The sequence below is a fragment of the Leptothrix sp. (in: b-proteobacteria) genome (genome assembly GCF_965250675.1).
Taxonomy (GTDB): Bacteria; Pseudomonadota; Gammaproteobacteria; order Burkholderiales; family Burkholderiaceae_C; genus Sphaerotilus.
The window spans coordinates 909,094-920,453 of the sequence record NZ_CBDFPH010000001.1 but is presented as its reverse complement, the minus strand read 5'-3'; the positions used below and the strand labels follow the sequence as shown (position 1 = coordinate 920,453).

General features: G+C 68.6%; 9 protein-coding genes. 4 read left to right on the top strand and 5 right to left on the bottom strand.

Annotated features, from left to right (window positions below; genetic code table 11):
- The 4 genes from glcE to AC5IG3_RS04125 form a co-directional block, all read right to left on the bottom strand.
- On the bottom strand, positions 1–882 hold an 882-nt coding region (gene glcE / locus AC5IG3_RS04140), incomplete at its 3' end, for a glycolate oxidase subunit GlcE (RefSeq protein ID WP_491905008.1).
- 2 nt (positions 883–884) lie between these two features.
- Positions 885–2,384: an FAD-linked oxidase C-terminal domain-containing protein gene (locus AC5IG3_RS04135; protein WP_491905007.1), complete on the bottom strand. Its 1,500-nt coding sequence runs from the start codon at positions 2,382–2,384 to the stop codon at positions 885–887.
- The gene (locus AC5IG3_RS04130) at positions 2,381–3,676 is read right to left on the bottom strand and encodes an FIST signal transduction protein (RefSeq protein ID WP_491905006.1); all 1,296 of its coding nucleotides are present in this window, start codon (positions 3,674–3,676) and stop codon (positions 2,381–2,383) included. The genes AC5IG3_RS04135 and AC5IG3_RS04130 overlap by 4 nt, the downstream gene beginning before the upstream one ends.
- 30 nt (positions 3,677–3,706) lie before the next feature.
- Entirely contained in the window at positions 3,707–4,489 is a 783-nt protein-coding gene (locus tag AC5IG3_RS04125; RefSeq protein WP_491905005.1) for a PhaM family polyhydroxyalkanoate granule multifunctional regulatory protein, read from the bottom strand.
- Positions 4,490–4,628: 139 nt separating this feature from the next.
- Between AC5IG3_RS04125 and AC5IG3_RS04120 the strand changes: the two genes are divergently transcribed.
- The 3 genes from AC5IG3_RS04120 (at position 4,629) to AC5IG3_RS04110 (ending at position 7,165) form a co-directional block, all read left to right on the top strand.
- Positions 4,629–5,663, top strand: a complete 1,035-nt coding sequence (locus AC5IG3_RS04120; protein ID WP_491905004.1) for a DUF3108 domain-containing protein — start codon at positions 4,629–4,631, stop codon at positions 5,661–5,663.
- A 127-nt stretch (positions 5,664–5,790) separates the two neighbouring features.
- Positions 5,791–6,051 (top strand): BTH_I0359 family protein, encoded by a 261-nt coding sequence (locus AC5IG3_RS04115; protein ID WP_491905003.1) that lies wholly within the window; start codon positions 5,791–5,793, stop codon positions 6,049–6,051.
- 37 nt (positions 6,052–6,088) lie between these two features.
- Positions 6,089–7,165: a homocysteine S-methyltransferase family protein gene (locus tag AC5IG3_RS04110; protein WP_491905002.1), complete on the top strand. Its 1,077-nt coding sequence runs from the start codon at positions 6,089–6,091 to the stop codon at positions 7,163–7,165.
- A gap of 33 nt (positions 7,166–7,198) precedes the next feature.
- Here AC5IG3_RS04110 and AC5IG3_RS04105 read toward each other — a convergent pair whose 3' ends face one another.
- The gene (locus AC5IG3_RS04105; protein WP_491905001.1) at positions 7,199–8,410 is read right to left on the bottom strand and encodes an HD-GYP domain-containing protein; all 1,212 of its coding nucleotides are present in this window, start codon (positions 8,408–8,410) and stop codon (positions 7,199–7,201) included.
- A 139-nt stretch (positions 8,411–8,549) separates the two neighbouring features.
- Between AC5IG3_RS04105 and metH the strand changes: the two genes are divergently transcribed.
- Entirely contained in the window at positions 8,550–11,336 is a 2,787-nt protein-coding gene (gene metH, locus AC5IG3_RS04100; protein ID WP_491905000.1) for a methionine synthase, read from the top strand.
- Positions 11,337–11,360: the final 24 nt, after the last annotated feature.

Genomic DNA, 11,360 nt, shown 5'->3' with positions numbered 1-11,360 from the left:
CTCGCCCGACAGCGGCATCGGCGCGGCCCCGGCCGGCAGCGACAGGCGCCAGAGCGCGGCGCCCTGCATCAGCGAGCGGCGCGCGGCGTTGAAGAACTCGTCGGTCTGGTCGCGCATGCCGGTCCAGAACTGCTGCGCCATGGCGGGCTCGATGCCATCGCCGCCCATCTGGCGCGCGGCGGCTTCCACGGCGGCGACTGCGCCCGAGAGCCGCACGATCAGCGCGCCCTGCCACCAGGCGCTGGCGTTCAGGGGCAGTGGCTGGCCGCCCCAGCGTTGCAGTTGCTCGATGGCGTCGGCCTCATTGCTGTCGAAGCGCAGCGTCAGCGTGGCAGGTGCCACGGGCAGCACCTTGAGCGAGACCTCGCAGATCACGCCCAGCACGCCCAGCGAGCCGGGCAGCAGGCGCGCCACGTCATAGCCGGCGACGTTCTTCATCACCTGGCCGCCGAAGCTCAGCACCTCCGCACGGCCGTTGAGCACGGTGGCGCCCAGCACGTAGTCGCGCAGGCTGCCCACCGACACCCGCGCCGGCCCGGCCAGGCCGGCCGCGACCATGCCGCCGACGGTGCCGCCGCGCAGGCCGGGGCGCTCGGGGTCCGCGAAGCGGGGCGGCTCGAACGGCAGGCACTGGCCGCGCTCGGCCAGTGCGGCTTCCAACTCGGCCAGCGGCGTGCCGGCGCGGGCGGTCACGACCAGCTCGCTCGGCTCGTAGCTGCTGATGCCGCTCAGCTCGCGCACATCGAAGCGCTCGCCCTGGATCGCCTCGCCGTAGAAGGCCTTGGTGCCGGCACCCTGGATGGCCAGGGCGGTCTTGCTGGCCTGGGCGGCGCGCACGCGCTCGACCAGGCGGTTCAAAGGCTTGCTTGTCTTGACTTGCATGTTCAAAAACGTGGCAGATCGGCAAAGGGCAGCAGGCCCTTGCTGATGTGCATCTTTCCGTATTCAGCGCAACGTTGCAGGGTGGGAATGACCTTGCCCGGATTGAGCAGGCCGCGCGCGTCGAAGGCCCGCTTGACCGCGAACATCTGTTCGCGCTCTTCGGGGCTGAACTGCACGCACATGGAGTTGAGCTTCTCGATGCCGACGCCGTGCTCGCCCGTCACCGTGCCGCCCAGGCGCACGCTGGTCTCGAGGATGTCGGCGCCGAACTGCTCGCAGCGGTGCAGTTGGTCGGGGTCGTTGGCATCGAACAGGATCAGCGGGTGCAGGTTGCCGTCGCCGGCATGGAAGACGTTGCAGCAACTCAGGCCGTACTTCTTCTCCATCTCGGCGATGGCGACCAGGATGTCGGCCAGGCGCTTGCGCGGGATGGTGCTGTCCATGCACATGTAGTCGGGGCTGATGCGGCCCGACGCGGGGAAGGCGTTCTTGCGGCCGCTCCAGAAGCGCAGGCGCTGGGCTTCGTCGCGGCTGACCTCCAGACGGCTCGCGCCGCAGCCGGTCAGCACCTCGGTCATGCGGCCGATTTCTTCCTCGACCTCCTCGGGCGTGCCATCGCTCTCGCACAGCAGGATGGCGGCGGCGTCGAGGTCGTAGCCGGCGTGGACGAAGTCCTCGACCGCAGCGGTCATGGGCTTGTCCATCATCTCCAGGCCGGCGGGAATGATGCCCTGCGCAATGATCTGCGCCACGGCCTCGCCGGCGGCCTGCACGGTGTCGAAGCTGGCCATGATGCAGCGCGCCAGCTTGGGCTTGGGCACCAGCTTGACGGTCACCTCGGTGGTGACGGCCAGCATGCCTTCGCTGCCGACGACGACGCTGAGCAGGTCGAGGCCGGGCGCGTCGAGCGCGTCGCCGCCGAATTCGACCGCCTCGCCCTCGATGGTGTAGCCGCGCACCTTCATGACGTTGTGCAGCGTCAGGCCGTACTTGAGGCAGTGGACACCGCCGGAGTTCTCGGCCACGTTGCCGCCGATGGTGCAGGCGATCTGGCTGCTCGGGTCGGGCGCGTAATACAGGCCGTAAGGCGCGGCGGCCTCGCTGATGGCGAGGTTGCGCACGCCGCACTGCACCACCGCCGTGCGGCTGCGCACGTCGATCTTGACGATGCGCTTGAACTTGGCCAGCGACAGCGTCACGCCCAGCGCGTGCGGCATGGCGCCGCCGCTCAGGCCCGTGCCGGCACCGCGCGCGACCACCGGCACGTCGAGCCGGTGGCAGGTGCGCAGCACGGCGGCGACCTGGTCCTCGGTCTCGGGCAGCGCCACCACCAGCGGGCGCTCGCGGTAGGCGCTCAGGCCGTCGCATTCATAGGGCGTGGTGTCTTCGGCCTGCCACAGCAGGGCGGACGGCGGCAGCACCGCCGCCAGCGCATTGACCACCTGGGTCTGGCGCTTGGCGCGCACGGCTTTCATGGCCTCAGGCGGCACACGAGCATTCATCTCGAATCCTTCAGGAAGGGGTCAGGCGACGTGATCAGCACCGTCAACACGCCGGTGTAGCCATAGAGGTGATGGCGGGCGATTTCGCCGCCGGCAAAGAAGCCGGCCAGCGGCACATCGCCCAGCGCATGGCGAATGATCTGCAGTTCGGCCGACGTGCCGCCGAAGTGCGGCCCGCCACGCCCGGTGCAGCTGACGTAGATGGCCGCAGCGATGCGCGACTCGGGCGCGAAGCCGGGTGGCGGATCGTCGGGCGTGAGTTCGTCGCGAATCTCGGCGCAGATGCGCACCAGATCGCGCCGGGCGGCCTCGGCGTCGCGCTGGCAGAACGCCAGCCGCATGCCGGGCTGCACGTGGTCAGCCACGGCAAAGGCCGAGCGGCCGGGGTCCAGCCCGATCAGGTGGCGCACACGCGTGTCGGCCCCGAACTGGCCGGAACGGGCCGGCTGCATCTGGCCCGCTTCGGCCGGATCGCTCAGGCCGACCAGCGTGGCGCGCAGGCGCGGCAGCGCGAGGCGGGGTTGTTCCAGATCGATGCCAAGGTCGCGCAGCAAGGCCGGCAGCGCCGGCTCGCCATCCAGCGCCAGCACCAGGTTGTGCTCGGCGGCGGTGATCTGGCGCAGCGGCCCGATCGGCTGGCAGCCCTGCGTGACGCGCGACAGCAGCGGCACCGCCGCGCTGAACGCCACGCCCGAGACGCCACCGGCGTAGAGGCCGCGCACAGCATCTTCCGGAGAGTGTTCGGCACCACCCGCCGGCGCGCAGAACTGCAGCGCCCGGTTGCGCGAGGCCATCAGGCCGCCGAACAGGTAGCCGCTGTCGGTGCGCTCGGCCAGCTCGCGGATCAGCTCGTCGATGTCGGGCGTGCCGCCATCGGCATGTACCAGCGCGGCAAAGGCCGCGCCGGGCGCCAGCGGACGCTCGCCGTTGTAGAGCGTGAAGCTGCCGGCCGGCAAGGCGCCCAGCAGCAGCACCAGCGCCGGCTCATCGAAGTATTCGACCCCACTGGCCGACACACCCACCCCCACGCCACCAACCCAATCCACCCTCGGCCAGCGCTGGCGCAACTCGGCCAGCAGCGCCTCGGCCTGCGGGGCGTAGTGGTCGGTGAGGTAGATGAAGCCGAGGTTGAGCGCACCCGCTGCATCAGCGTCGCGGGCGGCATCCCCCTCGGCGGCCTGCGCACGTGGCGTGACGCGCGCGGCCCGCTGGGCCTCGATCTGCGCCGCCGCCAGCGCCAGCGCCATGTGCGGGTCAGGATGGGTGGCGTGGGCTTGCAGGAAGCGGTTCATGGCGGGGCGCGCAAGCTCAGGCGGAGCGGCTCAGCGCGTCTTCTTGGCCGGGGCGCGCTTGGCGGGCGCCTTCTTGGCGGCAGGCGCAGGCGCTGGGGCCGGAGCCGCCGCACGAGCGGTCTTGCGCGGCGCGGCCTTGGTTTTCGGCGCGGTCTGGGGCTGAACCGCCTGCACGGCGTCTGCGGTGGCCTTGGCTGCGGCTTCGGTCGCAGCGGTGGCGGCGGCTTCAGCGGCGGCGGTGGCGGCTTGCATGGCCTCGGTGGCCTGGCTGGCGGCGTCGGTGGCCGCCTGGCTGGACGCCTGCATGGCCTGCGCGGCCAGTTCGGTGAACTGCTGCGTCAGCGAGCCCCACCACTGCATGGGATCGACCGCCGGCGCGGCGTCTGCGCTGTCTGCGGCCGCTGGTGCGGGGGCAGGCGCAGGGGACGGTGCTGCGGGCGTGGCGCTCGGGGTGGCGGCAGCGGCACTGAACATGTCGGGCACCTTGACCTTGAGCGCCTCGCTCAGGTCGGTCATCGAGACATTCATGCCCTTGAGCGCACCCAGCGTCATGCGCTGCACTTCCAGCGCCTGAATGGTCGCGCCCAGCATGCGGGCGTTCTGCTCCAGCCAGAACTGCACCGTCTTCAGCTCGTCGATGCGGCGTTCCAACTCGACCGGGTCCAGCGTCGGCGCGACCCATTGGCCGACGTTGGGCAGGCTCTTGCCGGCGTTCTTGACCAGGCCTTGCAGAAAGTCGAAACCAGGCACGAACTTGCCGAAAGCCTGGCTCGCCTGCTCGTAGGCTTGATTGAAACCTGGGGTGTCGCTCATGGTGTCTCCTCGTTGAGGTGGGTATCTTGCCGCCGGCGGGTGGAAACCGGGCTGCTGCAGCGCATGCTGTCGAGCTTCTTGATTGTGCCGGGCATTGTAGATTTCAGCTCCTTGCACGGAACTTGGGCGACCCTTGTCGATGACATCCACATTTGCACCCCGCACGCACCGCTTCGCCGCCGTCGTGGTGATCGCGCTGGTCGCACTGGCCCACGGCTGGCTGCTGCAGGCCTGGGCGGGCGACAAGGCGGTGGCCGCCCCTGCACCCACGGTCCCGACAGCGCCGCCCGACCGGCCCACACCCGTCACCGTCGCGCTGGCACCCACCGCAGCGCCAGAAGCGGTCCGGGTGAAGAGCGACGCTCCCGCGCCGACCTCGCCGCCCAAAAAGAAGCCCGCTGCCGAGCCCAAGCCACCGCCGCGCAGCACGGCCAGCACGACTGTCTCATCCGACCTGCCCCAAACGCCGTCGCCGTCGAACCTGGAGGTGACCTCCCTGGCCCCGCGCGCAGCGCCCGAAGCCGAACCGCCGGCCTCCGCACCCGACAGCACCCAGCTGCGCTACACCCTGACGCGCGGCGCGCTGCGCGGCCAGGGCCAGCTGAACTGGAGCCGCGACGGCAGCCGCTACCGCATGGAGCTGGTCGGCGAGGTGCCGCTGCTGGGGCGCATCTTCGTGCAGCACAGCGACGGCCTGGTCGACGCCCACGGCCTGCTGCCGGTGCGCCACACCGAGCGCCGCATCCGCCGCAGCGAGCGGGCGCTCAACTTCATCCGCCCTGACGACGGCAGCGCGCCACGCCTGAGCTTTTCCAGCCGCACCGACAGCCTGCCGCTGCGGCCCGGCACGCAGGATCGCCTGAGCTGGATGGCGCAGTTGGCCGCCCGCCTGGCCGCGCGACCCGGCCACGGCAGCCCCGTCCTGGGCAGCCAGATCCAGATGGACGTGGCCAGCGTCAGCGGCGATGTGCAGCCGTGGACCTTCATCCTGCAGGACGCCAGCCCGGATGGCCTGTGGCACTGGCGGCGCGAGTCCGACGACCCGCACGACACCCACGCCGAGGTCTGGACCGACCCCGGACGCCAGCACTGGCCCGTGCGGGTGCAACTGCGCGAGAGCAGCGGCGAGCCGCTGGAGCTGGTCTTGCGTGAAGCACGGCCCGGCCCGCCGTGACACCTCGAACCCTGCCCCGAACACGAAAAACTCAAGTTGCTGCGCTGGCGCGCCGATATGCAAAGAACGCACCCCGGCTTGAAAGCCACCGCGACCGCCTCAGATAGCCAGCAACGGAGAAACCCTCATGCAAATGCTCTACAACTCGGAAAATTTTGCCGTCGTGGTGTTCGACCTGGAGACGAGCGAGCCCAAGGTGCTGCGGCGCGGCGGCTACGAGATCGTCGACAAGCAGGCGCGCCTGGAGATCTACATCGAAGGCGCGATGGCCGAGCACTTCAAGCAAGGCGTCGAGACCCTGATCGCCGGCTCGCCCAGCGATGACGATCTGGACGAATACGTCTCCCGCTACGCCGCCCTGGCGCAGCAGCCGGTCATCCTGCACTGAAGAGGGCGCGGCGCGGGCCGCTCCCTACAATTCGGGCATGACTGCCGCCCTCACCTCAACGCCCGCTTCCCACGCGAACTACACCCGCGCCCAGCAACTGCCCGAGCTGCTGCGCCAGCGCATCCTGATCCTGGATGGCGCCATGGGCACCATGATCCAGCGCTATAAGCTCGATGAAGCAGCGTTTCGCGGCAGCCGTTTTGCCGATCACCCGAGCGACCTCAAGGGCAACAACGACCTGCTGGTGCTGACGCGCCCGGACGTGATCAGCGAGATCCACGAGCAGTACCTGGCCGCCGGCGCCGACATCATCGAGACCAACACCTTCGGCACGACCTCGATCGCGCAGGAAGACTACAAGCTGGGCCACCTGGCCTACGAGATGAACGTGGCCGCCGCCAAATTGGCGCGCGCCGCCTGCGACAAGTTCAGCAGCGCCGACAAGCCGCGCTTCGTGGCCGGCGCCCTCGGCCCCACGCCGCGCACCGCCAGCATCAGCCCGGACGTGAACGACCCCGGCGCACGCAACACCAGCTTCGACGAACTGCACGCCGCGTACAAGGAACAGGCGCGCGGCCTGATGGACGGTGGCTGCGACCTGTTCCTGGTCGAGACCATCTTCGACACGCTCAACGCCAAGGCGGCGATCTTTGCGCTCGACGAGTTGATGGATGAGACCGGCGAGCGCCTGCCCGTCATCATCTCCGGCACCGTGACCGACGCGTCCGGCCGCATCCTGAGCGGCCAGACCGTGGGCGCCTTCTGGCACAGCGTGCGCCATGCCAAGCCGATCGCCATCGGCCTGAACTGCGCGCTGGGCGCAACGCTGATGCGCCCGTACATCGAAGAGCTGGCCAAGATCGCCGGCGACACCTATGTGTCGTGCTACCCCAACGCCGGCCTGCCCAACCCGATGAGCGACACCGGCTTCGACGAGACACCCGAGGTCACCGGCGCGCTGATGGAAGAGTTCGCCGCCGCCGGTTTTCTCAACATCGCCGGCGGCTGCTGCGGCACCACGCCCGACCACATCCGCGCCATTGCCCAGCGCGTGGGCAAGTACCAGCCACGCTGCCAGCACGCGATGCCGTTCACCGAGCTGGTGGCGGGCTGACGCGCAGCGTGGGGTTGCGTCCGGGGTGGCGCCTCAATTCATCTTGAGCAGCCGCTCAAGATTGAGGCGCACCCTGATCTGATGCGCCGCCACGCCGCTGGCGACTTCGAACGCCGGCAGTTCGGTGTTGCGCACGGCGGGTTCGGCAATGGCGTGGCCCTGCGGGTTGACGATGCTGGCCACCCGAGGTGCATTGGCGCGCTGGCCGCGCCGCAGCACCACGGCCGCGTCGCCGTTGCGCAGCCGCACCAGACTGCCCGGCGGGTAGAGGCCGAGGACCTTGATGATGGCCGAGCCGGCGGGATCAGGCTGCTGGTTTTCATCCAGATAGGCAGCCTTGGCAGCAGCGGAGGCGCTCATGGCCGGGCGGCATTTGCGTGGACTGAGCTGGGCGGCGTAGATGTCAGCGCGCTGGATCAGGCGGGCCAATTGCTGCGCGGCACTCAGGTTGACCAACGCGCCTGGGGGTGCGTGGTGGTGGCCCTCGACGGCGCCAAGCCAGAGCGCATCCGTCACGCCGGCCGCGCGCAGGCTGTCAGCACCCCGCATGGCGTGGTGGTTGATCTGCTCGCGCTGCAGCGCACAAGGCGGTGCGACCTGGGACGCCAGCTGGTTCTGCAATTGGGTCATGGCCACATTCATCGTCAGCGCCGCACAGCGCAGCGAGGCGCACTGATCCGGGCCCCACGCCGAAAAGTGGCGGGCGGCCAATTCACAGATCACGGCCACCAGCAGCGCGTGGCTGACGCTGTATTCGTGAAACTCCTGAGTGGTCTTGTGCACCAGCAGCAGCAAGGCGGCATCGACATCGGCGTCCAGCAGCAGGCACAGATTGGACTGGAGCTGCAGCAGGCGCGCTTCGAAATCAGGCTGACTCGGGTCACGCAGCAAGGCGCTCAAGCGCAGTTGCAGGCTGCTCCAGGCGCTGGGTGGATCGTCCAGGCACAGACCGGCCGCCTTGCCCGTGCCGTGAATGTCGCTGGCGTGGGTGCGCGTCTGGGCAATGACGCCGATGAGCGCGTTGCGCTGCACCATCGTGTTGAGCTTGCCCTCCATCGCGCGCTTGAGCAGCTCGCCGTCCTGCTCGTCGATGTAGAGGTCGCGCGTGACCAGCTGCCGCAGCTGATCCTCCGTGGCAACCAGCATGCCGCGCGGCGCCAGCAGGTGGCCTCGCCGGTCGCGCAGCGCAAAAGGGGTCGGCTCACCGACACGCAGGACATCAGGGGGAAGCTGAAAAGTGGACATGGCGCGCGTACAAAACGTTGGACTGCGCACCAAACCGGCGCCGGGCTACTGCATTGCTCATGGCCTTATATCGTCCGGTGGCCCGGGGACTTGAGCTCTATCAGATCGGGGCTGGCAACGGCAAACCGTACAATTTGTCATGAACGCAACTGCCGCTATCTCCTCCGATATTTCTCCTGAAATTGCCACCCACAAGGCCGTCCCGCCGATGAAACTCTCCGGCCTGGAGCCGGTGCAGATCGGCGCAGGCACGCTGTTCGTCAACATCGGCGAGCGCACCAACGTCACCGGCTCCAAGGCCTTCGCGCGGATGATCCTGAACGGCGAGTTCGAGGCCGCGCTGGCCGTCGCCCGCCAGCAGGTCGAGAACGGCGCGCAGGTCATCGACATCAACATGGACGAGGCCATGCTCGACAGCAAGGCCGCCATGGTGCGCTTCCTGAACCTGATCGCCGGCGAGCCCGAGATCGCGCGCGTGCCGATCATGATCGACTCGTCGAAGTGGGAAGTGATCGAGGCCGGCCTGAAGTGCATCCAGGGCAAGGGCATCGTCAACTCGATCAGCATGAAGGAAGGTCTGGACGAGTTCAAGCGCCAGGCCAAGCTGCTCAAGCGCTACGGCGCGGCCACGGTGGTGATGGCGTTTGACGAAAAAGGCCAGGCCGACACCTACGAGCGCAAGGTCGAGATCTGCGAGCGCGCCTACCGCGTGCTGGTCGACGAGGTGGGCTTTCCGGCCGAGGACATCATCTTCGACCCCAACATCTTCGCGATCGCCACCGGCATCGAGGAGCACGACAACTACGCGGTCGACTTCATCAACGCCACGCGCTGGATCAAGCAGAACCTGCCGGGCGCCAAGGTGAGCGGCGGCGTCAGCAACGTGTCGTTCAGCTTCCGCGGCAACGAGCCGGTGCGCGAGGCCATCCACACTGTGTTCCTGTACCACGCCATCCAGGCGGGCATGGACATGGGCATCGTCAACGCCGGCATGGTGGGCGTGTATGACGATCTGGAGCCCACGCTGCGCGAGCGCGTCGAGGACGTGGTGCTGAACCGCCGGCCCGATGCCGGCGAGCGCTTGGTCGAGATCGCCGAAAACGCCAAGGGCGCGGCCAAGGACGACAGCGCGCGCCTGGCCTGGCGCGGCACGGCCGAGGCGCCGGTGAGCGTGGACGACCGCCTGAGCCACGCGCTGGTGCACGGCATCACCGACTTCATCAACGCCGACACCGAAGAAGCCTGGCAGGCCATTTCCGCCACCGGCGGGCGGCCGCTGCACGTGATCGAAGGGCCGCTGATGGCGGGCATGAACATCGTGGGCGACCGCTTTGGCGCCGGCAAGATGTTCCTGCCGCAGGTGGTCAAGTCCGCGCGCGTGATGAAGCAGGCCGTGGCGCACCTGCTGCCCTACATCGAGGCGGAAAAGAAAGCCCTGGTCGATGCGGGTGGCGACGTCAAGCCCAAGGGCAAGATCGTCATCGCCACCGTCAAGGGCGACGTGCACGACATCGGCAAGAACATCGTCACCGTGGTCCTGCAGTGCAACAACTTCGAGGTCGTCAACATGGGCGTGATGGTCCCGTGCCAGGACATCTTGAAGAAGGCCAAGGAAGAAGGCGCCGACATCATCGGCCTGAGCGGGCTGATCACGCCCAGCCTGGAAGAAATGCAGCACGTCGCCGCCGAAATGCAGCGCGACGACTACTTCCGCGAGCGTGGCACGCCGCTGCTGATCGGCGGCGCCACCTGCAGCCGCGTGCACACCGCGGTCAAGATCGCGCCGCACTACGAAGGCCCGGTGGTGTACGTGCCCGACGCCAGCCGCTCGGTGGGCGTCTGCTCCGACCTGCTGAGTGACGAGCGCGCCGCCAAGTACATCGCCGACCTGCGCAGCGACTACGAGCAGGTCCGCACCCTGCACGCCAACAAGAAGGCCACGCCGATGGTGACGCTGGCCGCCGCGCGCGCCAACAAGCACGCCATCGACTGGGCGGCCTACACGCCGCCCGCGCCAAAGTTCATCGGCCGCCGCGTCTTCCGCAACCAGGACCTGAGCGAGCTGGCTGCCTGCATCGACTGGGCGCCCTTCTTCCAGACCTGGGACCTGGCGGGCAAGTTCCCCGACATCCTGAAGGACGAGGTGGTCGGCACCGAGGCCGTGCGCGTCTTCAGCGACGGGCGTCGCATGCTGCAGCGCCTGATTGAAGGCCGCTGGCTGCAGGCCAACGGCGTGATCAGCCTGCTGCCGGCCAACACGGTGGACGACGACACCATCGAGGTCTACGCCGACGAATCACGCACCGAGGTTGTGCTGCGCTGGCAGCCGCTGCGGATGCAGAGCGAGCGGCCGGTGATTGACGGCGTACGCCGGCCGAACCGCTCGCTGGCCGACTTCATCGCGCCCAAAGGAACGAAGCCCGACTACATCGGCCTGTTTGCCGTCACTGCCGGGCTGGGCGTGGAGAAGAAGGAGGGCCAGTTCCTCGCCGACCTGGACGACTACAGCGCCATCATGCTCAAGGCCCTGGCCGACCGTCTGGCCGAGGCCTTTGCCGAGCGCCTGCACCAGCGCGTGCGCACCGAGCTGTGGGGCTACGCGGCCGACGAATCACTGAGCAACGAAGAGCTGATCAAGGAAGCCTACCGAGGCATCCGCCCGGCACCAGGCTACCCGGCCTGCCCGGATCACTTGGTCAAGCGCGGCATGTTCGAGGTGCTCGACGCCACCGACATCGGCATGACACTGACCGAAAGCATGGCCATGACACCGGCTGCGAGCGTCAGCGGCTTCTATCTGGCACATCCGGACAGCGCCTACTTCAACGTCGGCAAGATCGGCGAGGACCAGTTGAAGGACTTTGCTGTCAGGCAGGCGTTGGATGAGGCCGAAGCGCGGCGGGCGCTGGCGCCTGTGCTGGGCTGAGTCGAGGATCGAACTGACAATAAA

Excerpts from the sequence above, each read along its gene's own strand:
- AC5IG3_RS04135 (WP_491905007.1), bottom strand. The coding sequence starts at position 2,384 with ATGAATGCTCGTGTGCCGCCTGAGGCCATGAAAGCCGTGCGCGCCAAG.
- AC5IG3_RS04130 (WP_491905006.1), bottom strand. The coding sequence starts at position 3,676 with ATGAACCGCTTCCTGCAAGCCCACGCCACCCATCCTGACCCGCACATG.
- AC5IG3_RS04125 (WP_491905005.1), bottom strand. The coding sequence starts at position 4,489 with ATGAGCGACACCCCAGGTTTCAATCAAGCCTACGAGCAGGCGAGCCAG.
- AC5IG3_RS04120 (WP_491905004.1), top strand. The coding sequence starts at position 4,629 with ATGACATCCACATTTGCACCCCGCACGCACCGCTTCGCCGCCGTCGTG.
- AC5IG3_RS04115 (WP_491905003.1), top strand. The coding sequence starts at position 5,791 with ATGCAAATGCTCTACAACTCGGAAAATTTTGCCGTCGTGGTGTTCGAC.
- AC5IG3_RS04110 (WP_491905002.1), top strand. The coding sequence starts at position 6,089 with ATGACTGCCGCCCTCACCTCAACGCCCGCTTCCCACGCGAACTACACC.
- AC5IG3_RS04105 (WP_491905001.1), bottom strand. The coding sequence starts at position 8,410 with ATGTCCACTTTTCAGCTTCCCCCTGATGTCCTGCGTGTCGGTGAGCCG.
- metH (WP_491905000.1), top strand. The coding sequence starts at position 8,550 with ATGAACGCAACTGCCGCTATCTCCTCCGATATTTCTCCTGAAATTGCC.